The organism is Actinoplanes lobatus (genome assembly GCF_014205215.1).
In the GTDB taxonomy this organism is placed as follows: domain Bacteria; phylum Actinomycetota; class Actinomycetes; order Mycobacteriales; family Micromonosporaceae; genus Actinoplanes; species Actinoplanes lobatus.
Map to the genome: position 1 here is coordinate 2,822,734 of NZ_JACHNC010000001.1, position 26,593 is coordinate 2,849,326.

Sequence of the window (26,593 nt, forward strand, 5' to 3'; positions counted from 1 at the left end):
CGCCGTGGCCCTTCCTGGAGTGCTCGGAGAACCCATCCGGTTCGTGCTGAACTGGGGGCGCCGCTATTCGCTCTGGGTGTTCAACTTCGGGCTCGCCTGCTGTGCGATCGAGTTCATCGCGTCCAGCATGGCCCGGCACGACTTCATGCGGCTCGGGGTGATCCCGTTCGCGCACGGGCCGCGTCAGGCCGACCTCATGGTGGTCTCCGGCACGGTCACCGACAAGATGGCGCCGGCCATCAAGCGGCTCTACGACCAGATGCCCGAGCCGAAGTACGTGATCTCCTTCGGCTCCTGCTCGAACTGCGGCGGGCCGTACTGGGATTCGTATTCGGTCACCAAGGGCGTCGACCAGATCATCCCGGTCGACGTCTACGTGCCCGGCTGCCCGCCCCGGCCGGAGGCGCTGCTGCACGGCATCCTGCGCCTCCAGGAGAAGATCGCCGCCGAGCGGTCCGGCCCGGGTGGCGTGCACCGGCCCGATCCGCTGGCGCTGACCGCCCCGGTGGTCCGCCCACCGCAAGACCCGCGGTAAGGCCGCGGCGGACTCCGTTGTGAGGCCGCGGCCGTAAACGGCATAGCAAGAAGTCTGTCAATGCCTTGCCGTGGGTCGGGTCCAGGCTGGAAGGCTGAACCCCGTTCGTGTGGAAGCACCGATCGGGGGGTTCAATGGCACGCATTCTCCGCAGCACGCTGGGCGCGATCATCGCGACCGTACTGGCGCTGACCTCACCCGACTGGGCCACACCGGCCGCGGCGCGGGGCGCCGCGACACCCAATGCCGTCGTCACCTGGCACATCCACGCCCAGACCGCCATCTACGACGTCGGCCGGCAGACGCCTAACGCGGCGGCCCGAAGTTTCGCGATGGTCCAGGGTGCCGTCTTCGACGCGGTCAACGCGATCAGCGGTGCCCCTTACGAGCCGTACCTGGTGGCGCCCCGGAGCCGTCGCGGCGATTCGGTTCCCGCGGCGGTCGCGGCCTCGGCGTACCGGGTGCTGGTCTCGCTCTTCCCGGCCCAGGCCGACGCGTTGCGCGCGCGGTACGACGAAGAGCTCGCCAAGATCCCGGATGGTCGCGCGAAGCGCGGCGGGACAGCCGTCGGCGAGGCCACGGCGGCCGCGATGGTCGCCGACCGCGCCGGTGACGGCGCCTTCGACACCAGCGTGACCTGGCCGGTCAGCGAGGTTCCGGGCGAATACCGGCTCACCCCGCCGGGCTACGTGCAGTCCGGCGCCTGGTACCCCTACCTCAAGCCGTTCGTGGTCCGCGATCCCACCCGCTACCGGGTCTCCGGTCCGCCCTCGTTGACCAGCGCCGACTACGCCCGTCAGTTGAACGAGGTGAAGTCTCTCGGCTCGGTCGCCAGTACGGCCCGCACACCGGACCAGACCGAGGCCGCGATCTGGTGGGACGACTTCCACATGGTCGAGTGGGAGATGCGGCGGGTGCTGGCCACCGGACAGCGGCTCGGCAACCTGGCGACAGCCCGCCTGTTCGCCCAGACCGACATGGCCACCGTCGACGCGCTGATCTCCTGCTACCAGCAGAAACGCCACTGGAATCTGTGGCGGCCGGTGACCGCGATCCCGCTGGCCGACACCGACGGCAACCCGGCCACGGTCGCCGACCCGGCGTGGCGGCCGCTGCGGGTGACCGCGCCGTCGCCGGAGTGGCCTTCCGGGCACGCCTGCTACACCTCGGCGACCATGGTCAGTTTCCGGACCTTCTTCGGCCGGGACGGGCTTCCGTTCCACGCCTACAGCCCGGACTCCGGCACCACCCGCTACTTCGACAGTTTCGCGAAGGCGCAGGCCGAGGTGCAGCTGGCCAGGATCTGGGCGGGCGTGCACTATCGCGGCGCCACCGTCCTCGGCGATCAACTGGGCACGACCGTCACCCGCGAGGTGATCCGGAACTTCGCCCCGACGAAGAGCCCGACGAAGAGCCCGGCGAAGAGCCCGGCGAAGAGCCCGGCGAAGAGCCCGGCGAAGAGCCCGGCGAAGAGCCCGATGGGGAACTAACCGAGGATCTCCCGCGCGCCCTGGCGCAGCAGCGAGGCGGCCACCGACGTCCCGAGGACCACCGGGTCGGCGGCCCACTCGTGCGCGTCCAGCACGGTCTTGCCGTCCAGGCTGATCACCCGGGCCCGCAGGCTGATCCGCCCGTCCGGCTCGGTGCGCGCGTAGCCGCCGATCGGCGAATGGCAGCTGCCCTGGAGGATGTGCAGCATGGTCCGCTCGGCCTCGGTCTCCCGCCCGGTCCGCGGGTCGGCGAGAAGCTCCGCGATCTCCAGCGCCGCCTCGTCGTCCTGCCGGCATTGCAGCACGAGAGTCCCGCTCCCGACGGCGGGCACGAACGTGTCGACGTCGATCGTGTGCCCGACACGTGAGGGCATGCCGATCCGGTGCAGGCCGGAGACCGCGAGGAGCAGCGCGTCGTACTCTCCCGCGTCGAGCCGGGCCAGGCGGGAGTTGGCGTTCCCGCGGATCGGCACCGGGGTCAGGTGCGGCCAGTGCAGGGCGAGCTGGGCGATGCGGCGGACGGCCGACGTGCCGACACGCGCCCCGGCCGGCAGTTCGTCGAGGCTCAGCCCTCCGGGGTGGACCAGGCAGTCGCGTACGTCGTCCCGGCTCAGGTAGGCGGCGAACACGGTGCCCGCGGGCGCCGGCCGGTCGCCCGGGACGTCCTTGACGCAGTGCACGGCCAGGTCGGCCCGCCCGTCCAGCAGCGCCTGGTCGACCTCCTTGGTGAAGGCGCCCTTGCCGCCCAGTTCGGAGAGCGCCCCCTGCCATCGATCGCCGCTGGTGGTGAGGGACACCACCTCGACGGTCACCTCCGGCCGCCGCTCGGCGAGCATCCGGCGGACTCGCTCGACCTGAGCGAGCGCCATCGGTGAGGATCGGGTGCCGATACGCAGCAGGCGTGATGCGGGCATAGCGGAAAGGGTAGCGGCTGACGGCGGATCAGTGAGTAGCGTGACCCGCATGGGTTCCCAGTCACGAGCCGACTTCATCATCGATGTCCTCACCCGCGAGTTCGGTGAGCTGATGGCGCTCGATCCGCTCGCGTTCCGCCGCAAGTTCCGGAAGATGGCGGCCTCGCCGTTCGCGTTCTACCGCGGCAGCGCCTCGCTGTTCTACGCCGACCTGACCGGTGACCACCGGGACGACAGCTTCCTCGACGAGCGGACCAGCCGGGTCTGGATCCATGGTGACCTGCATGCCGAGAACTTCGGCACCTACATGAACTCGTCCGGCCGCCTGGTCTTCAACGTCAACGACTTCGACGAGGCGTACGTCGGCCCGTACAGCTGGGATCTGAAGCGCTTCGCGGCCAGTGTCGCGCTGATCGGGTATTCGAAGGCGCTGTCCGACGACGCCATCACGGCGCTGGTGACCACGTTCGCGCGGGCGTACCTGATCGAGCTACGCGCGATCGCCCAGGGGGGTGACGACGCGATCGGCTCGATCACCCTGGAGAACGCGACAGGTGTGCTGCGGCGGGTGCTCCAGCAGGCGCGGCTCAACACCCGGGTGGATCTGCTCGGCCAGCAGACCACGATCGACGACTTCGACCGCCGGTTCTCGCTGGGCGACGGCGTGTACGAGGTGGACACGGTCACCCACGCCAAGGTCCGGGAGGCGTTCGACCGCTATCTGGGCACGCTGCCGCAGGGCACCCGGCCGGTGGCGATGCGCATCAAGGACATCAAGCTGCGCAAGGGCGTCGGGATCGGCTCGGCCGGGCTTCCGTCGTACAACCTGCTGCTCGAAGGGAACACCGAGGCCCTCGAGAACGACGTGATCATCTACATGAAGCAGGCCCAGGTCCCGGCCGTCGCCCGGTGGATCGACGACGAGCGGGTGCGCGGCTACTTCCAGCATCAGGGCCACCGGACGAGTGAGTCGCAGCGGGCCCTCCAGGCGCACGCCGACCCGTGGCTGGGCTTCACCGAGCTGGACGGGGTGGGGCAGTTGGTCGCCGAGGTCTCCCCGTACGCCGCGGATCTCGACTGGTCCGATGTGAGCGAGCCGGAGGAGCTGACCGGGGTGGTCGCCGACCTGGGCCGTGCGGTGGCCCGGATGCATTCGGTCGCCGACGACGAGTCCAGCCACGACCTGGTCGACTTCTCCACCGAGGAGGCGATCGTCGCGGTCGTCGACAAGGACGAGGCCGGGTTCGTCCGGCACCTGGTGGAGTTCGCGCACCGGTACGGTGACCAGGCCCGCGAGGACCACCAGGACTTCGTCGACGTGTTCCGCAACGGCCGCCTCCCCGGCCTGTAGACGGCTACTTCGGGACGAACTGCACGGCGAAGTCGGTCGAGGGCATCGTGATGTGCTTGTACGAGATCCGGTAGTAGAGATCTCCGGTGCCCCGGGCCGGTTCGAAGTCGTACCGTTTCGGCGGCCAGTGACACGGCACCCGCACCGTGTCGACCACCTTCCCGGACTTCTTCAGGATCTCCACAACGAGCGTGCCGTCCCCGGTGCAGGCGGCGAGTATCCGGAAGTCACCGCCGACGTGGCTGGGAAGGTCATCCTTCCAGCCAGGTCGGCGGGCGCTGAGGCTGCCGCCGGTCCCGAAACCTTCGTCGGACGTCAGGTGCAGCGCGGCCGTCGGGTTCGCCTGGTCGTCTCCCATGGCGAACGGCTTACCGGTGTCGCTGGTGAGCCTGTAGGCGAACCCGGCGGAGCGGGAAGCGATCGTGCTTTCCACGATCTTGTAGTCGAGGTTGATGGCGCCGCTCGGCTCGAACGCGGTCTCCACCGGTTCCGGCCGTTGCGAGCAGGGCACCTTGAGCCGGGCCAGCTCGAAGGGCTCGGTCTGCGAGCTTTCGCTGCCCGGATTGCCTATGACGGCGAGCGTGATCTCGCCAGCCCCGGCGCAGGCGGCACGCAGGGTCAGCTCACCGTGGTAGACGGGGCTCGACGACGACCAGTTCGGCGTCACCTCGGCGGCCTTCTCCACGGCGGCCGGCAGGGTGGACGTGCCCAGCGCGACCTTCGCGGTCTGCGTCAGCCGCACCGGGTCGGCGGGAAGCGACGGCCCGGGAGCCGGCTTCCGGACGAGTACCCCACCGACGACGGCGAGCACCAGGACGGCGGCGAGGCCCACGGCCCGTCGCCGGCGGCGGATCCGTACCGTGCGGCGGGCCGCCTCGGCGCCCGGCGGGCGGATCGCCTGGACCGCCGTCGGGCGGGTCCGCGCGAAGATCTCCTCCAGCTGGTCAGACATGGGTCACCCCCTCCGCATCGGTGCCGAGCAACACGGCGAGCGTGCCGCGCGCCCGGTGCAGCCAGGACTTGACCGTCCCCTGGGCCACGCCCTCCCGCTCGGCGATCTCCGCGATCGTCAGGTCGCCCAGGTAGTGCAGCACCATGGCGCGCCGCTGGGTGGCCGGCAGCTCGGCCAGGGCGGCGACCACCGCCGTCCACTCACCGGTCGGCCCCTCCAGCCGGGGTTCCTCGGTGCGCTGCTTACGCAGGAAGTTCAGGGCGGTACGGGCCCGGCGCCACCGGCTCACCGCCAGGTTCCAGGCGGTACGGCGGACCCAGGCGGCCGGATCGTCGTACCGGGAGATCGTGGACCACCGGGGCAGGGCCCGGCAGAACGCCTCCTGCACGACGTCCTGGGCCTCCTGGCGGTCACCGAAGTACGCGTACAACTGCACGGTCAGCCGTGCGTAGTGCGCGGCGTAGACCTCATCGAACGTCGGTGGATCGTGGTGCACGGCGGCCGGCGTCTCCGATCGTTGGTCGGCGATGGCTGTCACGGCGACTACACGCGCGTGCCCGGCGGAAGGTTGCGGAAGCCGCCCGGATCATAGGATGAGCGGCATGACGCCCGAAGAGGTCGGTGAGCGCCTGGTCGCCCTGCTGGCGACGGACGATCCGGAGACGGGCCCGGTGACGGCCGAAATCTCCGGCGGCGGCCCGGGCCACGCCCGTGCGGTGGTGGACGTGCCGGCCGCCCGGTGGTGGTTCGCGGCCGAGACCGCCCGCGACGCCGGGGCGCTGGGCTGTGACTTCTTCGACTGGCTCTCGGCCGTGGACGAGGTGGACGGCGGCTTCTCGGTGCTGGCCCACCTGTGGTCCACCCGCCGCCGGCACGGGCTGCTGCTGCGCACCCGGGTGCCGCGGGAGCATCCGGAGGTGGAGTCCCTGGTGGACCTCTATCCGGGCGCCGCGTGGCACGAGCGGGAGACGTACGAGATGTTCGGCATCTCCTTCGCCCGGCATCCCGGCCTGCGCCCGCTGCTGCTGCCCCCGGAGTTCGAGGGGCACCCGCTGCGCAAGGAGTTCGTGCTGGCCGCCCGGGTGGCCAAGCCGTGGCCGGGCGCCAAGGAGCCGGGCGAGTCGGAGGGCGGTACGGCCAAGCGCGCCCCGATGCGCCCACCCGGCGTCCCCGCGCCGAACGAGTGGGGCCCGCAGAAGAGCGAGAAGGAGGAGAAGCCGTGATGGAGCTCCTCCTCCGGGTCGGCGCCGTGATGGCCGCCTTCCTGGTCCTGCCGCTGGTCATCGGCCAGGCCGAGCACAAGGTGATGGCACACATGCAGGGACGGGTCGGCCCGATGTACGCCGGCGCCTTCCACGGCTGGGCCCAGCTCGTCGCCGACGGGGTGAAATTCGTCCAGAAAGAGGACATCACTCCGCGCGAGGCGGATCGGACCGTGTTCCGGCTGGCCCCGATCGTGGCGCTTTTCCCGTACCTCATCGTGATTTTGACTTTGCCGCTCGGCCCGGACCTGGTCGCGCAGAGCTTGGACATCGGGTTGTTCCTGGTCCTGGCCGTGCTCGGGATCGGCGTGGTGGCCGTGCTGATGTCCGCGTGGGCCTCGGCGAACAAGTACAGCCTGCTCGGCGGCGTCCGCGGCGCCGCCCAGCTGCTCGGCTACGAGCTGCCGCTGGTCCTGGCCGCGGCGAGCGTCGCGATGGCGGCCGGCACGCTGAGCCTGCCCGGCATCGTCGAGGCCTGGCGGCCCTGGTGGCTGATCTGGCAGGCGCCGGCCGCGCTGGTGTTCTTCATCGCCGGGCTGGCCGAGATCCGGCGCCCACCCTTCGACATGCCGATCGCCGACTCCGAGCTGGTCTTCGGCTACATGACCGAGTACACCGGGCTGCGCTTCGCGTTCTTCCTGCTGGCGGAGTACGTCGGCATCGTGGTGATCGCCGGTCTCACCACGGTCCTGTTCCTGGGCGGCTGGCACGGGCCCTTCGCGGAGCAGCTGGGCTGGCTGTGGACGCTGCTGAAGGTCGCCGCCCTCTCCTTCGTGATCATCTGGTTCCGGGTCACCTACCCCCGCCTGCGCGAGGACCAGTTGCAGCGCCTCTGCTGGCTGATCCTGGTCCCCGTCGCGCTCGCCCAGCTTGTCCTGACCGTCGCGGTGAAGTCCCTGCTTTAAAAGGATCTGAAACGCCGGGGCAAGGTCGCGCCGAATTGGCCGAGCGGGCAGGATGTTCCCTTGTGAGTGAGAACGGCGACCGCAACGTGCCCGGCAAGGGCCTGCTCGACGGGCTCGCCGTAACGCTGAAGACCCTGACACGGCGATCCGGCACCCAGCAGTACCCGGACGTGCAACCCGATCTGCCGCCGCGCTCCCGCGGCGTGATCGCGCTGTCCGAGGAGAACTGCACGGTTTGCATGCTCTGCGCCCGCGAGTGCCCCGACTGGTGCATCTACATCGACTCGCACAAGGAGGAGGTCGTCGTCCCGGGCGCCGCGCGCGCCCGCCAGCGCAACGTGCTGGACCGGTTCGACATCGACTTCTCCCTCTGCATGTACTGCGGGATCTGCATCGAGGTCTGCCCGTTCGACGCGCTGCACTGGACCCCCGAGTTCGAGTACGCGGAGACCGACGTCCTCTCCCTGCTGCACGACAAGACCCGGCTGGGGGAGTGGATGCGCACGGTGCCCCCGCCGCCGGCCCACGACGTGCTCGGCGAGCCGTCCAAGGAGGAGGCCACGGCGGCGCGCAAGGCCGCGGGCCCGGGCGCGGCCACTGCCGCCAAGACCGCAAGACCGGCGACGGTACGCCCACCGCGCGCCGAAACCACGGAGGACGGGAAGTGACCGTCGCCGACGTGCTGCTGCTGGCCCTCGGCACGGTCGCTGTCGGGTCCGGCGCGCTCGTCGTCACCAGCGCCCACCTGGTCCGCTCCGGCCTCTACCTGGTGGTGAGCCTGGGCGCGATCGCCGGCCTCTACCTGGTCCTCGGCGCCGAACTGGTGGCCTGGGTGCAGGTCCTGGTCTACGTCGGCGCGGTCGTGGTGCTGCTGCTGTTCGCGGTGATGCTGACCCGCGCCCCGATCGGCCCGTCCGCCGACCTGGACCGGCCCGCCCTCCCGGCCGTCCTGATCGGGGGCGGCCTCGGCGCCGGCCTGGCGGTGCTGTTCGCCGACGCGTTCCGCTGGGTCCGCTACCCGGAGGTGGATCCGGGCACCGCCGAGCGGGTCGGCGAGCGGATCTTCGGCGCCTGGGTGCTGCCCTTCGAGGTGATCTCGATCCTGCTGCTGTCCGCCCTGGTCGGCGCGATCGTCCTGTCCCGGCCGGACGTCGGCGCCCGCCCCACCCCGGAGGCCTGATGCACGTCGTCATCCCGTACGTGGTGGCCGCCCTGCTGTTCGGACTGGGCGTCTACGGCGTGCTCCGCAGGCGCAACGCGATCCTGGTGCTGATGGCCGTCGAGCTGATGCTCAACGCGGTCAACCTGATCCTGGTCACCGCGGACGTCTCGCTACGGTCGGCGTCACCCGGCACCGGTGGGGTCCTGGCCCTGTTCGTGATCGTGCTGGCCGCCGCCGAGGTGGGCGTCGGGCTGGCGATCGTCCTCCAGTTCTACCGGATGCGTAAGGCGGTCGTGGTCGACGAGGTGCGGCTGGACGGCGACGAGGAGCGGGTGGCCGGGTGAGCATCGACGTTGCCGGGCCGCTGCTTCCCCTCGTACCCCTGATCGTGGGTTTGATCGGTCTTGTCCTGCCGCCGGGCGACGGTGGCGCGACCCGGAGGCGGCTCGCCGCCGGTCTCGGTGTCACCGGCGCCGCGGTGGCCCTCCTCCTCGCGGTCCGTCTGGTCCTCGACCCGGCGGACGACCCCCAGAACAGCGGCCTCACCCTGGCGAACTTCGGCTATCTGGAGGTGCGGTTCGGCACCTTCGTCGACGCCGCGGCCGGTTATGTGGCACTCGCCGTCACGGTGGTCGCCCTGTTCGTCCAGATCTACTCGATCGCCTACCTGCACGACGACCGCCGGTACGCGCCCTACGCCGCGCAGGTCAGCCTCTTCACCGGCGCGATGCTGCTGGTCGTCGCCAGCAGCGACCTGATCCTCATGCTGGTCGGCTGGGAGGTGATGGGCGCCTGCTCCTACCTGCTGATCGGCCACGACCGGCGGCTGCCGGAGGCGCCGGCCGCCGCGGTGAAGGCCTTCCTGGTCACCCGGGTCGGTGACGTCGGCTTCCTGCTCGGCATCGCCGTCCTGATCGCCGAGGCCGACAGCACCTACCTCGGCGACGTGCTCACCCACGACCATCCGGCCGGCACCCTGACCGCCGCCCTGCTGCTGATCCTGGCCGGGGTGGCCGGCAAGAGCGCCCAGTTCCCGCTGCACACCTGGCTCCCGGACGCGATGGCCGGCCCCACCCCGATCTCCGCGCTGATCCACGCCGCCACCATGGTCGCGGCCGGCGTCTACGTGGTGTTCCGGCTCTACCCGCTCTACCGGCAGTCCCCGGCCGCACTGGCCACCCTCGCCGTGCTGGCCGCGATCACCATCCTGCTCGGCGCGCTGTCGGCGATGGCCCAGGACGACCTGAAACGGGTGCTGGCCTGGTCGACCGTGTCGCAGATCGGGTACATGACCGGCGCCCTGGCCGTCGGCTCGCCTGCCGCCGCCCTGTTCCACCTGCTCACCCACGCCGCGTTCAAGGCGCTGCTGTTCCTCGCGGCGGGCGCGGTGATCCACGCGGTCGGCACCAACCTGATGTCCCGGATGGGCGGCCTGCGCACCCACATGCCGGTCACCTTCTGGTCGTTCGTGATCGGCCTGGGCGCGCTCGCCGGCCTGCCGCCGCTCTCCGGCTTCTGGTCGAAGGAGAACGTGCTGACCGCCGCCGCCCACGCCACCGAGGGCGGCGAGACGGCGCCCGCCTGGGCCGCGTGGATGGTCTGGCTGGCCGCGATGCTCTCGGTCGGCCTCACCGCGTGGTACGCGACCCGCCTCCTGCTGCGCACGTTCTTCGGCGTCTCCCGAGCGTACGGACCGGACGGCCCGGACTGGGAGATCGGTTTCGCCGACGGCGCCCACCGGACCCCGGCCGCCCCGCACGATCCGCCGGCGCTGATGCGCTGGCCGCTGATCCTGCTCGCGATCCCGGCCGCGCTGCTCGGGCTGGCCGCCTTCGCTCCCGGCTTCCGGACCGCCCTGGAGTTGGAGGATCCGCACCTCGGCGTGGCCGTGGCCCTGCCGATGCTGCTGCTCGCGGCCGGCGCCGGGACCGCGTGGTGGCTCTGGCGGGCGGCGCCCGGCGCCGACCCGGCTCTCGTCCTCGGCCGTGCCGGGCCGCTCCTGGCCGCCGGGTTCCGCCTCGACGAGGTCCAGGACCGTTTCGTGGTCCGCCCGGTCAAGGCGCTCGCCCGCGTGGTAACCGCGTTCGACACGAACGACGTGGACGCCGTCGTCATGGCCACCGGCACCGGCACGTCACGTGCCGGTGCCGCACTCAAGGCAGCGCACCGGCTGCCACTGCCCGCCGCCGCGGTCGCCGTCTGCGCGGCCGCCCTGCTGCTCGGCGCCATCGCCTGGTGGGGAGCCTGACATGTACCGCTACGACGTGGAACCGGCCTGGTTCGCCGGGCAGATCCTGCTTCTCGCCCTGCTTCTCGTGCCGGCGGTGGGCGCGGCCGTCGTCGCGTTGCTCCCGGACCGGCGTGCCCGGCTCGTCTCCACCGGCTTCGCCGCCGTCACGTTCGTACTCTCGGTGCTGCCGGCCCTGGTCCGCCCGACCGAGTACGGCTGGTTCGACTACGGGCCCGGCGACGGCCCGCCGATGCTGCCCTGGGCCGAGGTGAACCTGCCCTGGGTGCCCGCCCTCGGGCTGGAGTTCCACCTCGGTGTGGACGGGATCTCCTACCCCCTGATCGTCCTGACCGGGCTGCTCACCCTGCTCTGCTGCGCGTACAACCGGAAGGGCCGCGCCCTGGCCGCGCTCCTGCTGGTTCTGGAGGTCGGCGTCCTCGGCACCTTCCTGGCCCTGGACCTGATCCTGTTCTTCCTGTTCTTCGAGGTCGTCCTCCTGCCGATGTACGCGGTGATCGCCGGTTGGGGCGGCCCGAACCGCCGGGCGGCGGCCCGCAAGTTCGTCCTCTACACGCTGGCCGGCTCGGTCCTGCTGCTGCTCGGCGTGCTGCTCGTGGTGACGTCGGCCGGCACCGGCGACCTGGTCACCCTGAGCGCCGCCGCCGAACTCAGCCAGGACACCCAGCACGTGGCCTTCGTCCTGCTGGCCCTCGCGTTCGCGGTGAAGGCCCCGCTCTGGCCGCTGCACACCTGGCTGCCCGACGCGCACACCGAGGCCCCCACGGTCGGTTCGGTGATCCTGGCCGGCGTGCTGCTCAAGATGGGCACGTACGGGATGATCCGGGTCGGGGTCGGCGCGACCCCGGAGGGCGCCGCCTGGGCCTCGCCGGTCCTCGGCGGCCTGGCCGTGGTCGCGATCGTCGCCGGCGCGCTCATCTGCCTGCGCCAGACCGAGCTGAAACGCCTGATCGCCTACTCCAGCGTCGGCCACATGGGTTTCGTGCTGCTCGGCATCGCCACCCTGTCGATCACCGGCGTCCAGGCCGCCCTGGTCGGGAACGTCGCCCACGGCCTGATCACCGGCCTGCTGTTCTTCCTCGCCGGGACGATCAAGGACCGTACCGGGACGGGCTCCCTCGACCTGATCGGCGGCCTCCGGGAGACCGCCCCGCGCCTGGCCGGGCTGCTCGGTTTCGCCGCCATCGCCTCGCTCGGCCTGCCCGGCCTGGCCGGGTTCTGGGGCGAGGCGTTCGCGGTGGTCGCCGCGGTCAAGCGCGGCGGCCCGTTCTGGCTCGTCCTGGCGGCGATCGCCGCGGTCGGCGGGGCCCTGACCGCCGCCTACTTCCTGCGCCTGCTGCGCCGGGTGACGCACGGCCCGGCCACCCCGGCGGTGGCCGCGGCGAGCCCGGCCGTCACCCGGATCGAGTGGCTGGCCTGGACCCCGCTGATCCTGCTGACACTGGCCGTCGGCGTGGTCCCGGCCCTGGTCCTGAACGACACCGTCGAGCCGCTCGCCAACCTGCTGGGAGTGAAGCTGTGACCAGCCAGGCCGTCGACCACGTCGCCCTGCTGCCGCTGTACGCCGCGGCCGCCACCGCGATCCTGGCCCTGCTCGCCGACCTGTTCGCCGGCAGGCGCGCGGTGACGATCACGGCCACCCTGCTCGGCGCCCTCGCCACCGGGGTGACGGCCCTGGCCGTGGGCCCGTGGGACCCCACCTTCTGCGTCCCGGGCGGCTGCTCCTGGGTGCCGTCCTGGCCGGCCGCGGTGACCGCCGCGCTGTTCGCCGGCCTGACCGCCGGGGTCCTCGCCCTGTCGGTCCCCGCGCTGCGCCTCGGCACCGCCCCGGCCGGCGAGTTCTGCTTCCTGCTGGCCTGCTCGATGACCGGCGGCGTCACCGTCGCCTACGCGGGTGACCTGCTCACCCTGATCGTCGGCCTGGAGACCCTCACCCTCCCGCTGTACGTGCTGGTCGGCCTCCGCAGGTTCGCCCCCGGGGAGCGGACCACCACCGACGCGGCGTCCGCCTCGGTCACGTTCTTCCTGATCAGCGTCATCTCGACGGCGATCGCCCTGCTCGGGATCGCCCTCAACTACGCCGCCACCGGCGCCGTGCACCTGGCCCTGCTGGGTCCCGCCCCGGCCCCGTTCGCCGCCCTGGCCGGGGTCGGCGCCGCGCTGCTGGTGATCGGCCTGTCCTTCAAGGTGGCCGCCGTGCCGCTGCACGCCTGGGCGCCGGCCACCTACGACGGCGCCCCGGTGCCGATCGCCGCGTACCTGTCGACCGCCTCCAAGCTGGGTGGTGTGCTGGCCCTGGCCGCGGTGGCCGCCCGGCTGGACACCAGCGTCGTGGTCGCGGTCCTGGCCGTACTGACCATGACCGTCGGCAACCTGGTGGCGCTGCGCCAGACCCGCATGGTGCGGCTGCTCGCCTGGTCGTCGATGGCCCAGGCCGGCTACATCCTGGCGGCCCTGGCTCTCGGCGCCCCCGGTGTTCCGGCGGCCCTGGCGTACGCCGTGTTCTTAATGGTCCTGGAGTTGATCGCCTTCGGTGTGGTGGTGGCGTTGCGCCCGGCCGCGGCGGACGGCGGCACCCTCGACGACTTCCGTGGCGCGGCCCGCCGGCACCCGTGGCTGGGCGCGGCTCTCGTGCTGGCGCTGGCCGGTCTGGCCGGTCTCCCGCCGGGCCTGGCCGGCCTGTTCGCCAAGGTGTCCGTGGTCGAGGCCCTGGTGGCCGAGGGCTGGATCTGGCTGGCCGGGGTGGTCGTGGTCAACGCGGTGATCGCCCTGGCCTACTACGTACGGGTCGGCGCCCTGCTCTACGCCCCCGGCGCTCCGGTGGCCCGTCCGGTGGCCCGCCCGGTGGCCGCCGCGCTGGTCGCCACCACGATCGTGGCCGTCGTTCTCGGCTTCGCCCCGCAGTTGCTTCTTGGCGCCTTCTGAGAACCGGGTTCAGCGAACTCACAGCGTCTACACGGATGAACGCCCTGGTCAACGTTGTTCTCTGGAGTGCGGGCCACAAGTTCGCCAGCCGAAGGAGTGAACGTTGCACAGCCACCACAACGGCCTCAAGACCGCCGCCCTGCTCGGACTGCTCACCAGCCTGATCCTCGCTGTGGGCTACTGGCTGGGCGGCAGCGCCGGCCTCGTCATCGCCGTGATGATCTCGCTGGCGACGAATGCCGTCAGCTACTTCTACTCCGACCGGATCGCCCTGCGGGCCATGGGCGCACGCCCGGTGACCGAGGCGGAGCTGCCCGGCCTCTACCGGATCGTCCGGGAGCTGGCCACCGAGGCGGGCCAGCCGATGCCCCGCCTCTACGTCTCGCCGGCGCTCCAGCCCAACGCGTTCGCGACCGGCCGCGACCCGGAGCACGCCGCGGTCGCGGTGACCGTCGGCATCCTGAACCTGCTGGAGCCGCGTGAGCTGCGCGGTGTCATCGGGCACGAGCTGTCGCACGTCTACAACCGCGACATCCTGATCTCCAGCGTCGCCGCCGGCCTGGCCGGGATCGTCACGATGCTGGCCAACCTGGCGATCTTCCTGCCGCTCGGCGGCTCGGACGACGACGACAGCCCGAACCCGGCCGGCCTGCTGCTGATGATGATCCTGGGCCCGCTGGCCGCGTCGATCATCCAACTGGCGATCAGCCGGAACCGGGAGTTCGAGGCGGACGCCTCCGGGGCCGCGCTCACCGGTGACCCGCTCGCTCTCGCGAGCGCCCTCGAGAAGATCCATTACGGTACGGCCCGCGCGCCCCTGCCGGCCGGGGGACAGCTGACCAGCGCCGCCCACCTGATGATCGCCAACCCGTTCTCCGGTGGCGGGATCGCCGGGCTGTTCTCCACCCACCCGCCGATGGCCGAGCGGATCCGCCGCCTCCAGGAGCAGGCCGCGCTGACCCGTCACTGGTGACGCGCGCGACAACGGCCGATCTTTCAGGTCTGTCGACCGACCGCCGACGTTAGCCTCGAAACTCGTTTCGCTCGTTACCGTCGGCAGTCGGAGGCCAGCTCGTGACCGCATTGCGTCAGTACCTTGGCGTATGGCACCTACCGGGCGCGAAGGTCCTTCTGCTGGTCGGCATCCTGGCCCGCCTCGGTATCGGGATGACCCCGCTGGCCCTGCTCCTGCTCGTCGAGCAGGCCACCGGACGGTATGCGGCGGCCGGTCTCGCCGGTGGCGTCTACGCGCTGGCCGGCGCCGCGGTCAGCCCGTTCGCCGGCCGCCTCGCCGACCGGATCGGCCCGGCCCCGATCCTGCTGACCACCGCGATCCTGCACCCGCTGGCGCTGGCCGCCCTGCTGCTGGCCAGCCGGGGCGGCGCCGGCGCCCTGGAGTGGATCTTCGTGGCCTCGGCGGCAGCCGGCGCCACCTACCCGCCGCTGACCGCGGCGATCCGCCGCGCCTGGACCGACATGACGTCACCCGGCACCGGCCGGCACCAGCTGCGCTCGGCCGCCATCGCCGCCGAGACCTCGCTGTTCGAGCTGGTCTTCGTGCTCGGCCCGATGCTGGTGGCGGTCCTCATGGTGATCTCCGGGCAGCCCGAGGCGGCGCTGATCAGCGCCGCCGTCGCCACCCTCGCCGGTACGGCGTGGATCGCCCGCCTCCCGGTGATGCGGCACCGCGGCGGCCACGATCCGGAGGCCGCCGCGAAGGGCCTGGGCCCGCTGCGGACCGGCGGTTTCCCGGCGCTGCTGCTGTGCGTCGGCGCGCTCGGCGTCGCGTTCGGGGCGGCCGGCGTGATCCTCCCGGCGTACGCCGCACAGCACGGCGGCGGCGAGTCCCTCGGCGGGGTGCTGCTCGGCGTCTGGGGCATCGGCAGCGCGATCGGCGGCATCTGGTTCGGCACCCGCCGCCCGGCGATGGCCCTGTCCCGCCAGTTCGCCTGGCTGCTGGCCGCCGTGTCGATGAGCTTCCTGCTGCTGGCGTTGATGCCGAGCCCGCTCTGGCTGGGCACGGCCCTGGTCTTCGGCGGCGCCACTGTCGCGCCCGCCCTGACCGTGGAGAACAGCCTGGTCGGCCGGATCGCCCCGGCCGGGATGATGAACGAGGCGTACACCTGGATGATCACCGTCTCGGTCGGCGGCAGCGCGGCCGGCGGCGCCGTGGCCGGTGCGATCGTCGACCAGCCGGGCGGTCTGCCCTGGTCGTTCGTGTTCGCCGCGGTGGTTCTGCTGCTCGCCGCCGGGGTCGCAGCGATCCCCGAAGGGTCGATGGCCCGCGCCGACCGGCACGCCACCGAGCGACTCGCCGCCGAACCGGTGTGAGCGTCGCGCGATAGCCTGGCGACAGGCTTGGTGTGGCGAGGGGGGCGGCTGTGTCCAAAGAGGTCGAGAGCATGCGAGCGGCGGATTCGGACCGCCAGCAGATCGCCGACCAGCTGAAGGCCGCGCTCGACGTGGGCCGCCTCTCCCTGCACGAGTACGACGAGCGCATCGGCGCCGCCTACGCCGCCCGCACGTACGCGGAGCTGCTCGTGCTCGTCGAGGATCTGCCGCGCCCCGGCCTCAGCGCCACCGAGGTGCGCGCGCAGGCGCGGAAGGCCGCCCGTCGCCTGCCGACCGCTCTGCTCGTTCTCTGGACCATCTGGGGTGCTCTCGCCGCGGTCAACGTGGTGATCTACGCCCTGGTCGCGGTCTCGATCACCGAGTTCGTCTACCCGTGGCCGATCTGGCTGCTGGTTCCGGGTGTCGCGCTCGGTGCGGTGACCGTCGGAGTGCAAGTGATCCGCAATCAGAAACGGGGAGACTGAGTCCCGCATGACCGCACCGACCCGCGTTCCGCTCTCCGTGCTCGACCTGGCCACGGTCCGCGAAGGGCACGGCAGCGCCGACGCGCTGCGCGGCACCATCGAGATCGCCAAGGCCGCCGACGAACTCGGCTACCGCCGGTTCTGGGTCGCCGAGCACCACAACATGCCGGCCGTCGCCTCCACCTCGCCGCCGGTGCTGATCGGCGCCGTGGCCGCGCACACCCGGCAGATCCGGGTCGGTTCCGGCGGCGTGATGCTGCCCAACCACATGCCGTTCGTGGTGGCCGAGCAGTTCGCCCTGCTGGAGGCGCTCTACCCGGGCCGGGTCGACCTGGGCATCGGCCGCGCGCCCGGCACCGACCAGGCGACCGCGGCGGCCCTGCGCGGGGTCTCGCCCTACCTGACGGTCGAGCAGTTCCCGGAGCATCTGCGCACCCTGCTGGGTCTGCTCGGCGACGAGCGGGTGCCGACCGAGCGGCTCACCGCCACGCCCGCCGCGGAGAGCTTCCCCGAGGTGTGGATGCTCGGCTCGTCGACCTATGGGGCCCAGGTGGCGGCCGCGCTCGGGCTGCCGTTCTGCTACGCGTACCACTTCGCCGCGAGCTCGGACGTCGACGGCGCCCTCCGCCTCTACCGCAACGGGTTCCAGCCGTCGCCGCGCCACCCCCGGCCGTGGGTGATGGTCAGTGCCTCCGTGCTGGCGGCAGAAACAGGCGAGGAGGCCCGCTTCCTGGCCGGTCCCAGCCGGGTGATGGCCCTCAGCCTGCGCACCGGCCGGCTCGGCCCGATGATCTCCCCGGAGGCGGCGGCCGAACGCGAACTGTCCGACCTGGACCGCGCCGTGCTCGAGTCGCTGCCCGGCACCCAGTACGCGGGCACCGTCGAGGAGGTCGTCTCCGGCCTCGACACGCTGGTCGCCCGGACCGGCGCCGACGAACTGATCCTGGCCGGAGCGGTTCACGACCCGGCCACCCGCGTCGACAGCCTGGCCCGGATCGCCAAGGCCTGGGGCCCGGTCGCCGGATGACCTGGCACCTGACCTCCGACGTGGAGACCTTCGCCGCCACGGCGGGCACATTCCTCAGCTCGTCGCCGGTCCGGCACACCGTCCTTCTCACGGTGGTCGCCGCGTTGCGCTTCAAGGGCCCGCACGCGTACGGGGAAAGCGATCCGATCCTGGGCTGGTGGACGACCCCGTCCGGGGAGGTGTCCGGCGCCCTGGTGCGGACCCCGCCCTACCCGCTCACCCTCACCGGGACACCACCCGAGGCCGTCCCCGCAGCGGCCGAGGCCCTGGCCACCACCCCGCTGACCGCGGTGAACCTGCCGGCCGAGGCCGTCCCCGCCTTCATCGAGGCCTGGACGTCCCTGGTGGGCGGCACGGCCCGCCTCGGCCGCCGAACCCGCCTGTTCCGCCTGGAGCGACTCACCCCACCGGCCGAGTTCCCACCCGGCACCGCCCGCCTCGCGACCGCCGCCGACCGTCCACTGTTGCTGGACTGGTTCCAGGCCTTCCACGACTACATCGGCGAGCAGCCCCCCGACCTCACCGCCCTGGTCGACGACCGCATCGAGTCCCGCGGTGTCACCCTGTGGGAACGCGACGGAACCCCGGTGTCGATGGCCGCCCGCTCCCGCCCCGAGGCCGGCATGACCCGCATCCAGTTCGTCTACACCCCACCACCGCATCGCCGGCACGGCTACGGCGCCGCCGCCACCACCGAGGCGACCCGATATGCGCTGGACGCCGGAGCCACCGAGGTGGTCCTCTTCACCGACCTGGCGAACCCGGCCAGCAACGCCCTCTATCCCAGGCTGGGCTACCGGCCGACAGAAGACCGAGCGGTGGTGGAATTCTCCCCATGACCAGTGGCATCGTCCTCTCCCTGAACGTCGGCGGCTCCGAACCCAACCCGGCGAAGAAGGACTCCGGCCGGACCGGCATAGGCAAGCGCCCGGTGGACCACCCGATAACGGTCCGCCGCCCCGGCCCGAAGACCACCGGCCTGCACAGCGGCGTGGTGGGCGACTTCATCGGCGACATCCAACATCACGGCGGCGACGACCAGGCGGTGTACGCGTACGCCGTGGAGGACTACGCCTGGTGGTCCGCAGAGCTGTCCCGAGACCTGGCCCCCGGCCTGTTCGGCGAGAACCTGACCACCCAGGGCCTGGACCTCTACAACGCCGTACTGGGCGAACAGTGGCGAGTAGGCGACACGGTGATCCTGGAGACCACCTTCGGCCGCATCCCGTGCTCCACTTTCCAGCACCGCATGGCCGAGCCCCGCTGGATCAAGCGCTTCGCCGACTCCAACCGCACCGGCGCCTACCTCCGCATCCTCCAGGAGGGCGAAATCCACCCGGGCGCCCCCATCGAGGTGATCCACCGCCCCACCCACGGCCTGACCCTCGCCGAGGCCTTCGACATCTACATGCACACCCCGGAAAACCTGTCCCGCCTCCTGGTGGCCGAAGCCCTGCCCCCCGATCTCCGAGCCGAGATCGAAAAGCGCCTGACCCCCTCACCCTCCTGACGGACCCCGGAACCGAGAACGGCCCCGGACCCGCGTCTCCGGGGCCGTTTCGAACCTCTGTAGCTTTCGTGTCGGATTCACCGTGTGCCGATCATCTGCCTCTGACCAGCTCAAACGGCCCTGATAGTCGGTACGCCGACACGGATGCAACAACAGGCCCCGTAGCGGCTGCCGGTGGGTGAGACGACAGAGCGCTGAAACCCGGTTGCCGGGTGGCGGAGGATGTTGTCGATGAGGAAAACACAGGCCGAACGTGATCGGGCTGACCTTGAGCGGCGGCTGGAGGTCTTGAAGCTGCCGGTCGTGCCGCTCGAACACCATGGGTTTCTGACGCCGTTGGACCGTGCGGCGATGGAGGGCGAGCCTGAGGCGGTCGGAGTTGGGCCTGATGGCACGGCCTTTGCCGTTTGGCGGCACCGAGAGGAGTCCCGCCGCAAGCAGGTGACCTGGCACTTCGGTGGGAAGGAAGTTGCTGGTGCGATCGATGTGGAGACGGACCTTCGCGTGTCGTTCGTGCAACCGCTGCCGGAAGGGCGGGTCGTGCTGGTGGCGGCTCGCGCTCGGCGTGGCGCGCCCAACGGCGAGGTGTGGACGCGCGACGGCGGTTTGGAGCGTAGGGGCCACCTTGGTGATGCCATCGAGGAACTCCAGACGACGCCGTCGGGCAAGGTATGGGCCGGCTACTTCGACGAGGGTGCGCTGGGCGGAGCCGGGCCGGAGGGACATGGCCTTGCCCGGTTCAACCAAGACCTGACCGTCGACTGGCTCTACCCGCGAGGTGCCGGGCTTCCCTACATCTCCGACTGCTACACCCTCAACCTTCAGGGCGAAACTGCCCATTTTTGCCCTTACACCGACTTCCACATCCAGTCGGTGTCAGGTGACAAGGTCACGGACTGGGGAGCGTCTCCCTACCAGTTCGCACACAGCATGCTGGTCAGTGGCGCAGACCGTGCGCAGCTAGGGGGATTCGGCTCAGAGTACGACGCCGTGACTCTGCTGCGAATCGACAGAGACGGTGTGCGCCGCGTCGGCGGGCAGTGCCGCATCGTTCTGCCCAACGGCATCGAAGCGCAACGGCTTCGTTACACCTGCCGGGGCAGCGATCTGCACGCTTTCGGCAAGTGGGGAAAGTGGTACCGCACCAGCTTGGATGCACTGAGTGCGGTGGCTGGCGCTGCTGAGGTATGACGGTGATCCCGCAAGTGTGACCAGAGGCGCTTCGGGGACAGGCGTCGTCACTCGGCGCGGCCCCGGCGGTCGCTACGTGCCGACGCTCGGTCAGCCCATCCCGAGCAACTCCTACGGCAAGGCGTGGCGCGATGCCCGCGAGGCCACCCTCACGCCCGTGCAACTCCGGTCCCCGATGGCGAAGCGCCCGTACGACCTGCGGCACGCCGCCGTGTCGCTCTGGCTGAACGCGGGCGTCCCCGCGACCCAGGTCGCCGAGTGGGCCGGGCACAGCGTCCACGTCCTTATGCGGGTGTACGCGAAGTGCAATCTACGGCCACGTCGCAGTGCACCCAGACCAGCGAAAGCGTGGCGTTTAGCGCGCTGAACCGCTCGCGGGCGCGGTTGATCCAAGCCGTGTCGGTGTACTCCCGGATGAACGGCGCGGTAGCGATCACGCTGTTTCCGCACTCGACGTTCTCGACCATCGTCGCCATCAGCGCCTCGTACTCGCGTGGGCGGATGAGGGTCATGTACTGCTCGGACTCCCGGTCGTTGGGGGAGTGGCCGATCATCTCCAACGCGGCTTCGACGACCGGCCGCGTGATCGTGTCCTTGTCGATCATCGGCCACCCGGTCTCGCGGGTGAGGATGCGGCCTAGGCCGTGTTTCGTAACGGTTCGTGTTGTGGTGCGGTCGCGGCGTGGCGGTGATCGATAAAGGTTGAGGTCTCCGGTAGATCGGTTAGCGACCAAGCAAACCGAAGACCTTCCGGAGACCTCGTGCCGAGCGTAGCGGCAGCGAGGCGCTTCGACTTGACCGACTCGCAGTGGGCGGCGTTGCAGCCGCTGCTGCCTGCGGAAACAGGTCGTGGGCGGCCGCGCAGATGGGCCAGCAGAGATGTCATCGACGGGATCCGGTGGCGGATCCGGACCGGGACGCCGTGGCGGGACGTGCCTGAGGCGTACGCGCCCTGGCAGACGTTGTATCGCTGGTTCCGACGCTGGCAGCGCGACGGCACCTGGGCGAAGGTCTTGGCCGGGCTGCAAGCCGAGGCTGATGCCGAGGGACGCATCGACTGGAAGGTGAGTGTCGACTCGACCATCAGCCGGGCTCACCAGCACGCCGCGGGCGCTCGCCGCGATGGTCATCTGCAGAGGGAACCGCCGGGTGGCGTACAGACCGAACCCGACGATCACGGGTTGGGACGCTCCCGGGGCGGGTTCACCACCAAGACGCATCTGGCCTGCGAACAGGGCCGCAAGACGCTCTCACTGGTGATCACCGCCGGGCAGCGCGGCGACAGCCCGCAGCTGGTCACGGTGCTGGAGCGGATCAAGGTCTACCGGGTCGGCGGCGGCCGGCCGCGGACCCGCCCGGACCTGCTGCTGGCGGACAAGGCGTACACCAGTCGGGGTAACCGCGGGTACGCCCGCCGACGCAAGATCCGGGTGTGCATCCCGAGCAAGAAGGACCAGGACGCCAACCGCAAGGCCAAGGGGTCCAAAGGCGGACGGCCACCCGCCTTCGACCCGCAGGAGTACCGGCTGCGTCATGCCGTGGAATGCGGTATCAACCAGCTCAAACAGCACCGGGCGATGGCCACCCGCTACGACAAACTCGCCGTCCGCTACGAAGCCACCGTCACCATCGCCGCCATCAATCAATGGCTTCGACCCTTACGAAACACGGCCTTAGCTCGCTCTTGCCGCTTCCGGCGTAGCCACCGATCAGGATCACGTGCGGCGTTGTGGTGCGGACCTCGGTGCGCTGCCGCTGGTTGGGCGCGTTCACCGTGCGCTTGGAGCGGGATTCGCTGACCACCAAGCCCTCCTCGATGAGCAGCTGCTGTCGTATTCGGCGACCAGGCGCGGGCTTACCGGACTCTCGGCTCAGAGGTCCTGATCGCCGTAGAGGCGTTTTTGCGTCTCCGTCACGAGCCGGGCTTGCTCTTCCTCGTCGACCTGCGACCGCCATCGTAGAAAGGCTTCTTGGGCTTTCAGCAGTGGTTCAGCGTAGGCGGAGCTGCGCGCGACGTCCCGGAAGCTGATCCGCCCTTCGAGTACGTCCCGGGCCATCTCAGCCAGTTCGGGGCCGGCGCTGCCGTCTCGCAGAGTGACCAGAGTCCGCTTCACTTCCTCGGCGGCCTCGCGGCTTCCGGCCATCCGCTCGAGTTCCTGGTCTACGGGATCGTCACTCAACTCATGCCCCTGGGGTGGTGTACGCAGCGGCGGGAAGCTTGATGTCGGACAAGTCGCCGCTGCGGTAGGCGATGGTCATGGGCACAGCGAAGATGGCCATGATGGCGGTTCCGCCAGAGTTGATTTTGAGCGAGGCATCGTTGATGAGCTTGACTATCCGAACCGCCTGTACGCCGGCGACGGCGTAGCCCGCGACTGCTCCGGCCCCGGTAGCTGATAGAGCCGCCCCGGCGCCCGCAGCGGCAAGGCCGATCAGCCAGGCATCGACGATTGCCTGGAGGATGTTGCCGAGCTGGTTGGCCAACTGCCACGCACCGAGTGCCGCCTTTTGGTAGTCATCCTCGATCTGGCGGAAGTCGTGCTGGGACCCACTGATGCCGGCGGCGAGGTTGGAGAAGTAGAGGTATGCGGCATCGGCGGCGTTGCCGTCCCAGCTGTCGTCGACCTGGAGCATTCCCTGCTGAACATCGATGCCGAGTTCGGCCATGCAGTCTGCGAGGTGGCCCATCGCCTCACCGAACTTCCAGACCGCTTCCCAATCCCCGCTGACCGCTTCCATGAACGAGCCGATGACGTCGAAGCCGGTAGCCGCTTCGATGCCCTTGTTGATCCATGCCGTCGGGCTGACGTAGTTCAAGAGGTCGATCGGGTTCAGGAACCCATTGCTCAAGCTCTCGTCCGGCAAACCAGGTGGGACGAGGTTGGCGCCCGGATCACTCATCTTCCTGTCCTCTCATCGGCGATCAGCCGCGGAACAGCGGGTCACGGTGTACCGGTGGATAAGACGCGTCCAGTTCGGCCGCCGAGCGCTCGTCGGTGTTCACGTAGGTGTCGGCGGCACTCCGCAGGGCTGCCTGCGAGCCGGCGCCGAGATCCCCGAGCCGGGCGAAGAGGTCATGTAGCTGGCCCATCAGCTGCCGATGGCCGGGAGCGACGAAGCCGATCAGCCCTTGGTCGAGGATCGTGAAGCTGCCGTGGGCCGAGACGTACCGGTCGGCCTCTTCGGCGACGCGTTCCACGTCGCCGAGCTTGCGCGCGTACTCCCGCACCTGGAAGGGATCAACTCGGAAGGTCATAGCGGCGTGATCCTGTTTGTGATGACGACCGCCAGGACCATCAGGCCCGTTCCGACGACCGCGAGGAGCAGGCTTCGCCGCCAGAGCCGCGTGGTCTCGGCGATGTCGCTGCTCCGGTGCAGTTTGACCGCGTCGATGATCGAGTAGGTGAACGCGGCCGCCGGTAGGAGCAGGATCGGCCAGCCGATGAGCGGAATGGGGCTGCCCGAGGCAGTGGAGACCACGACGCCGAACAGCACCAGCAGATAGATCCCGGCAAGGAAGATCGCCAGCTTGCCGGCGCTGCGCTGCATATCGAGTCTCGGACTGTCCACAGCCGTCCTCCGGTGACTACCTGGATCCGAGGGCTACCAACTTGGTCAGGCAAGTTGAGACCCGTGGCCGCCATCGATGCGACCGGCGTTGTTCTCATATACCGGCCGCACTCGGTTTCGGTTCAACCGGCCGCAGGCTTCGGAAGAGAGTTGTGCCTGGTCAAGATCGAGGTACGCAGGGGTCTCGGGCAGGTCAGGGTGGTCCCGTTCGAGTGATTCCCGCGGGGCCGGCCCCCGCGTTGGCGGTCCGGCTTGCGTCCATGAGGCTGGGCCAGCCTGCCGCCGTACCCGTCCTATGTCTGTGGGGTGTTCGATGACGGTCGGCCGCCGGTGCGGATCGTCTCGGCGGGCGGTCAGGAGAGGGGCAGGAATGGCCTCTAAGGATCTCCGCGTGTTCCCGTCATGTTCCCGTGGAGGGTCGTAGACGGCCGGATCTTGCCGGACTCGCTAGATCACAACGAGAACGGCCCCGGTCAGCGTTTCCGCTGGTACCGGGGCCGTTTCCCTAGCCTGTGGCGGGTAGAGGATTCGAACCTCTGTAGCTTTCGCGACGGATTTACAGTCCGCTCCCATTGGCCGCTCGGGCAACCCGCCTGGGCTACCACCGCGGCTTCCCGCGGCAGCGGACACAACAATAGCCGTACCGCGGACAGGTTCAACAACCGGGTACGGTCGGCATGTCGCGGGCTCTCCGGGGGTCCGCTGTAAGCATCGACAAGAATCCAGCCGCAGGAGTCTGATCATGGCAGCCAACCCGTCGTTCGACATCGTCAGCAAGGTCGACCGGCAGGAGGTCGACAACGCTTTCAACCAGGCGGAGAAGGAGCTCGGCACCCGGTTCGACTTCCGGGGCACCGGGACTGGTCTCGCCAAGTCGGGGGAGGCGTTCACGATCACCTCGGAGACGGAGGAGCGGGCGACCGCCGCGCTCGATGTCTTCAAGGAGAAGCTGGTGAAGCGGAACATCTCGCTGAAGAGCCTGGACGCCGGTGAGCCGCGCCAGTCCGGCAAGACCTTCAAGATCGACCTCAAGGTGGTCGAGGGCATCGAGACCGAGAAGGCCAAGGCGATCAGCAAGAAGATCCGGGACGAGGGCCCGAAGGGTGTGCAGGCCCAGATCCAGGGTGACCAGCTTCGGGTGACCGGTAAGAAGCGGGACGATCTGCAGGCGGTCATCGCTCTGCTGAAGCAGGAGGACTTCGGCGTCGCGTTGCAGTTCACGAACTACCGCTGATCTCAGTGGCCGCCGAGCGGGGTCCGGGCCGAGAATCGCTGGCATGGACCTGACCGACGCCGTTCTCTCGTTCGCCCTGCTCGGCGCGCTGTTGACGATTACTCCCGGCCTGGACACCGCGCTGGTTCTGCGGGCCGCGGTCACGATGGGCCGGGGTCCGGCGTTCGCGACCGCACTGGGTATCGGTGCGGGGGCGCTGGCCTGGGGTGCGGCCGCCGCGGTGGGCGCGTCCGCGCTGTTGGCGGCGTCGAGTGTGGGCTACACGATCCTTCGGGTGGCCGGTGCCGCGTACATGATCTTCCTCGGGGTGCGGATGATCGCCGCCGCGTTGCGCCATGGCGATCGCATCGCGGAGGCCGGGACGGCGAGGACGGTTCCGACGTTCTGGAGCACTTTCGGCCGGGGTTTCCTGACCAACCTGCTGAACCCGAAGGTGGGCGCCTTCTATCTGGCGGTCATCCCGCAGTTCGTGCCGGAGGGTGCCGACCCGCTGGCGACCGGTCTGCTGCTGGCCCTGGTGCACGACGTGGAGGGCCTGCTCTGGTTCGCCGTCATCATCATGGGCGCTCAGGCGGCGCGTGGCTTCCTGGCCCGGCGCGCCGTCCGGCGTACCGTCGACGCCGGAACCGGCGCGGTCCTGCTCGGTTTCGGCTTGCGGCTGGGATTGTCCAGCCAGTAGAGAAAGTCCGGTGGGGACGTGATCGACCCGGTAGTGGACGAGTCCTGGCTGCGGGATCACCGTGTGGTCCTGGCCGACGTGCGGTGGTATCTGGACGGCCGTTCCGGCCGGGAGGCCTACGAGCGCGGCCATCTGCCGGGCGCGGTCTTCATCGATCTGGACACCGCGCTGGCCCGGCACGCGTCGCCGGCCGAGGGCCGGCATCCGCTTCCGGATCCGGAGACTTTCGCGGCTGCGATGGCGGCGGCCGGGATCGGCGATCAAGATCAAGTGATTGGGTACGACGACGCCGGCGGGGTCGTGGCGGCCCGGCTGGTGTGGCTGCTCCGGTCGATCGGGCACGACGCCGCACTGCTGGACGGGGGCCTGACCGCCTACCGGGGCGAGTTGACCACCGAGGTTCCGCGGCGCCCCGCCGCGACGTTCACCGCCCAACCGTGGCCCGCCGACCGGCTGGCCTCGCTGGAGGAGACGGTGGCGGCGCCCGGCGTGGTGCTGGACGCGCGGGACCGTTCCCGGTTCCGTGGCGATGCCGAGCCGGTGGATCCGCGTGCGGGTCACATCCCGGGCGCCCGCAGTCTGCCCTGCCGGGACAATGTCGACGCGGAGGGCCGTTTCCTGCCGGTGGTGGCGTTGCGCGAGCGGTTCGCCGCGGTGGGTGTGGACGGCTCGGGTGACGTCATCTCCTACTGCGGCTCCGGTGTGACCGCCTGCCACAACCTGATCGCCCTGGAGCATGCCGGTCTGGGCGCCGGCCGTCTCTTCCCGGGTTCCTGGTCGCAGTACTCCCACACCGATCGTCCCGCCGCCACCGGGGACTGA

29 protein-coding genes, 1 tRNA gene and 2 pseudogenes are annotated in these 26,593 nt (G+C 70.5%); 23 read left to right on the forward strand and 9 right to left on the reverse strand.

The window, feature by feature from the left end; all coding sequences use genetic code 11:
* Positions 1 to 4: 4 nt before the first annotated feature.
* Both BJ964_RS12975 and BJ964_RS12980 read left to right on the forward strand, forming a co-directional pair.
* The gene (locus BJ964_RS12975) at positions 5 to 535 is read left to right on the forward strand and encodes an NADH-quinone oxidoreductase subunit B (protein ID WP_188120912.1); all 531 of its coding nucleotides are present in this window, start codon (positions 5 to 7) and stop codon (positions 533 to 535) included.
* A gap of 134 nt (positions 536 to 669) precedes the next feature.
* Complete coding sequence (locus BJ964_RS12980) at positions 670 to 2,025, forward strand: vanadium-dependent haloperoxidase (protein WP_188120913.1); 1,356 nt, start codon at positions 670 to 672, stop codon at positions 2,023 to 2,025.
* On the opposite strand, the gene hemC is transcribed toward BJ964_RS12980, so the two are convergent.
* Positions 2,022 to 2,939: a hydroxymethylbilane synthase gene (hemC, locus tag BJ964_RS12985; protein WP_188120914.1), complete on the reverse strand. Its 918-nt coding sequence runs from the start codon at positions 2,937 to 2,939 to the stop codon at positions 2,022 to 2,024. The genes BJ964_RS12980 and hemC overlap by 4 nt on opposite strands.
* Before the next feature lie 49 nt (positions 2,940 to 2,988).
* Here hemC and BJ964_RS12990 point away from each other — a divergent pair, with 49 nt between their 5' ends.
* Positions 2,989 to 4,290, forward strand: coding sequence for a DUF2252 domain-containing protein (locus BJ964_RS12990; RefSeq protein WP_188120915.1), 1,302 nt, complete (start codon positions 2,989 to 2,991; stop codon positions 4,288 to 4,290).
* Between the two features lie 4 nt (positions 4,291 to 4,294).
* Here BJ964_RS12990 and BJ964_RS12995 read toward each other — a convergent pair whose 3' ends face one another.
* Entirely contained in the window at positions 4,295 to 5,242 is a 948-nt protein-coding gene (locus BJ964_RS12995; protein WP_188120916.1) for a hypothetical protein, read from the reverse strand.
* Positions 5,235 to 5,771, reverse strand: a complete 537-nt coding sequence (locus BJ964_RS13000; protein ID WP_229806646.1) for an RNA polymerase sigma factor — start codon at positions 5,769 to 5,771, stop codon at positions 5,235 to 5,237. Before BJ964_RS13000 ends, BJ964_RS12995 begins: the two co-directional genes overlap by 8 nt.
* A 73-nt stretch (positions 5,772 to 5,844) precedes the next feature.
* Here BJ964_RS13000 and BJ964_RS13005 point away from each other — a divergent pair, with 73 nt between their 5' ends.
* The 16 genes and pseudogenes from BJ964_RS13005 to BJ964_RS47915 all read left to right on the forward strand — a co-directional run.
* The gene (locus BJ964_RS13005; protein ID WP_188120917.1) at positions 5,845 to 6,465 is read left to right on the forward strand and encodes an NADH-quinone oxidoreductase subunit C; all 621 of its coding nucleotides are present in this window, start codon (positions 5,845 to 5,847) and stop codon (positions 6,463 to 6,465) included.
* Entirely contained in the window at positions 6,465 to 7,409 is a 945-nt protein-coding gene (gene nuoH / locus BJ964_RS13010; RefSeq protein WP_188120918.1) for an NADH-quinone oxidoreductase subunit NuoH, read from the forward strand. Before BJ964_RS13005 ends, nuoH begins: the two co-directional genes overlap by 1 nt.
* A 62-nt stretch (positions 7,410 to 7,471) precedes the next feature.
* Positions 7,472 to 8,077, forward strand: coding sequence for a NuoI/complex I 23 kDa subunit family protein (locus BJ964_RS13015; RefSeq protein ID WP_188120919.1), 606 nt, complete (start codon positions 7,472 to 7,474; stop codon positions 8,075 to 8,077).
* Positions 8,074 to 8,589, forward strand: coding sequence for an NADH-quinone oxidoreductase subunit J family protein (locus BJ964_RS13020; RefSeq protein ID WP_188120920.1), 516 nt, complete (start codon positions 8,074 to 8,076; stop codon positions 8,587 to 8,589). Before BJ964_RS13015 ends, BJ964_RS13020 begins: the two co-directional genes overlap by 4 nt.
* Positions 8,589 to 8,915 carry an NADH-quinone oxidoreductase subunit NuoK gene (gene nuoK, locus BJ964_RS13025; protein WP_188120921.1) on the forward strand — a complete coding sequence of 109 codons (327 nt, stop codon included), beginning with the start codon at positions 8,589 to 8,591 and terminating at the stop codon, positions 8,913 to 8,915. Before BJ964_RS13020 ends, nuoK begins: the two co-directional genes overlap by 1 nt.
* The gene (locus tag BJ964_RS13030) at positions 8,912 to 10,819 is read left to right on the forward strand and encodes an NADH-quinone oxidoreductase subunit 5 family protein (RefSeq protein ID WP_188120922.1); all 1,908 of its coding nucleotides are present in this window, start codon (positions 8,912 to 8,914) and stop codon (positions 10,817 to 10,819) included. The genes nuoK and BJ964_RS13030 overlap by 4 nt, the downstream gene beginning before the upstream one ends.
* Before the next feature lies 1 nt (position 10,820).
* On the forward strand, positions 10,821 to 12,341 hold the full coding sequence (locus BJ964_RS13035) for a complex I subunit 4 family protein (protein ID WP_188120923.1): 1,521 nt from the start codon (positions 10,821 to 10,823) through the stop codon (positions 12,339 to 12,341).
* A complete protein-coding gene (locus BJ964_RS13040; RefSeq protein ID WP_188120924.1) occupies positions 12,338 to 13,744 on the forward strand; it encodes an NADH-quinone oxidoreductase subunit N in 1,407 nt (468 codons plus the stop codon). Before BJ964_RS13035 ends, BJ964_RS13040 begins: the two co-directional genes overlap by 4 nt.
* 103 nt (positions 13,745 to 13,847) lie before the next feature.
* Positions 13,848 to 14,717, forward strand: coding sequence for a zinc metalloprotease HtpX (htpX, locus tag BJ964_RS13045; RefSeq protein WP_188120925.1), 870 nt, complete (start codon positions 13,848 to 13,850; stop codon positions 14,715 to 14,717).
* A 101-nt stretch (positions 14,718 to 14,818) separates the two neighbouring features.
* Positions 14,819 to 16,075: an MFS transporter gene (locus BJ964_RS13050; protein WP_188120926.1), complete on the forward strand. Its 1,257-nt coding sequence runs from the start codon at positions 14,819 to 14,821 to the stop codon at positions 16,073 to 16,075.
* Positions 16,076 to 16,146: 71 nt separating this feature from the next.
* A complete protein-coding gene (locus BJ964_RS13055; RefSeq protein WP_188120927.1) occupies positions 16,147 to 16,560 on the forward strand; it encodes a DUF1707 SHOCT-like domain-containing protein in 414 nt (137 codons plus the stop codon).
* A 7-nt stretch (positions 16,561 to 16,567) separates the two neighbouring features.
* On the forward strand, positions 16,568 to 17,587 hold the full coding sequence (locus tag BJ964_RS13060; RefSeq protein ID WP_188120928.1) for an LLM class flavin-dependent oxidoreductase: 1,020 nt from the start codon (positions 16,568 to 16,570) through the stop codon (positions 17,585 to 17,587).
* The gene (locus BJ964_RS13065) at positions 17,584 to 18,426 is read left to right on the forward strand and encodes a GNAT family N-acetyltransferase (protein ID WP_188120929.1); all 843 of its coding nucleotides are present in this window, start codon (positions 17,584 to 17,586) and stop codon (positions 18,424 to 18,426) included. The genes BJ964_RS13060 and BJ964_RS13065 overlap by 4 nt, the downstream gene beginning before the upstream one ends.
* Entirely contained in the window at positions 18,423 to 19,097 is a 675-nt protein-coding gene (locus BJ964_RS13070) for an MOSC domain-containing protein (protein ID WP_188120930.1), read from the forward strand. Before BJ964_RS13065 ends, BJ964_RS13070 begins: the two co-directional genes overlap by 4 nt.
* 231 nt (positions 19,098 to 19,328) lie before the next feature.
* Positions 19,329 to 20,288: a hypothetical protein gene (locus BJ964_RS13075; protein WP_188120931.1), complete on the forward strand. Its 960-nt coding sequence runs from the start codon at positions 19,329 to 19,331 to the stop codon at positions 20,286 to 20,288.
* Between the two features lie 25 nt (positions 20,289 to 20,313).
* Positions 20,314 to 20,655: pseudogene (locus BJ964_RS47915) on the forward strand (integrase); the annotation flags it as partial.
* Here BJ964_RS47915 and BJ964_RS13080 read toward each other — a convergent pair.
* Complete coding sequence (locus tag BJ964_RS13080; protein WP_188120932.1) at positions 20,573 to 20,893, reverse strand: AAA family ATPase; 321 nt, start codon at positions 20,891 to 20,893, stop codon at positions 20,573 to 20,575. The pseudogene BJ964_RS47915 and the gene BJ964_RS13080 sit on opposite strands and share 83 nt — an antisense overlap.
* A gap of 156 nt (positions 20,894 to 21,049) precedes the next feature.
* Here BJ964_RS13080 and BJ964_RS13085 point away from each other — a divergent pair.
* Positions 21,050 to 21,943, forward strand: a pseudogene (locus BJ964_RS13085) (IS5 family transposase); the annotation flags it as partial.
* Between the two features lie 216 nt (positions 21,944 to 22,159).
* On the opposite strand, the gene BJ964_RS13090 reads toward BJ964_RS13085, so the two are convergent.
* The 5 genes from BJ964_RS13090 to BJ964_RS13110 form a co-directional block, all read right to left on the reverse strand.
* Complete coding sequence (locus BJ964_RS13090; RefSeq protein WP_188120933.1) at positions 22,160 to 22,468, reverse strand: hypothetical protein; 309 nt, start codon at positions 22,466 to 22,468, stop codon at positions 22,160 to 22,162.
* Between the two features lies 1 nt (position 22,469).
* A complete protein-coding gene (locus BJ964_RS13095; RefSeq protein WP_188120934.1) occupies positions 22,470 to 23,189 on the reverse strand; it encodes a hypothetical protein in 720 nt (239 codons plus the stop codon).
* Between the two features lie 22 nt (positions 23,190 to 23,211).
* Positions 23,212 to 23,544: a WXG100 family type VII secretion target gene (locus tag BJ964_RS13100; RefSeq protein ID WP_188120935.1), complete on the reverse strand. Its 333-nt coding sequence runs from the start codon at positions 23,542 to 23,544 to the stop codon at positions 23,212 to 23,214.
* Positions 23,541 to 23,837, reverse strand: a complete 297-nt coding sequence (locus BJ964_RS13105) for a hypothetical protein (RefSeq protein WP_188120936.1) — start codon at positions 23,835 to 23,837, stop codon at positions 23,541 to 23,543. Before BJ964_RS13105 ends, BJ964_RS13100 begins: the two co-directional genes overlap by 4 nt.
* A 534-nt stretch (positions 23,838 to 24,371) precedes the next feature.
* Positions 24,372 to 24,452: transfer RNA gene (locus BJ964_RS13110), tRNA-Tyr, on the reverse strand.
* Positions 24,453 to 24,600: 148 nt separating this feature from the next.
* Here BJ964_RS13110 and BJ964_RS13115 point away from each other — a divergent pair.
* Genes BJ964_RS13115 through BJ964_RS13125 form a run of 3 tightly spaced genes read left to right on the forward strand, consistent with a single transcriptional unit; the run spans position 24,601 to position 26,593 of the window.
* On the forward strand, positions 24,601 to 25,092 hold the full coding sequence (locus BJ964_RS13115; RefSeq protein ID WP_188120937.1) for a YajQ family cyclic di-GMP-binding protein: 492 nt from the start codon (positions 24,601 to 24,603) through the stop codon (positions 25,090 to 25,092).
* Between the two features lie 43 nt (positions 25,093 to 25,135).
* Positions 25,136 to 25,771, forward strand: a complete 636-nt coding sequence (locus tag BJ964_RS13120) for a LysE family translocator (RefSeq protein WP_188120938.1) — start codon at positions 25,136 to 25,138, stop codon at positions 25,769 to 25,771.
* Between the two features lie 18 nt (positions 25,772 to 25,789).
* The gene (locus BJ964_RS13125; RefSeq protein ID WP_188120939.1) at positions 25,790 to 26,593 is read left to right on the forward strand and encodes a sulfurtransferase; all 804 of its coding nucleotides are present in this window, start codon (positions 25,790 to 25,792) and stop codon (positions 26,591 to 26,593) included.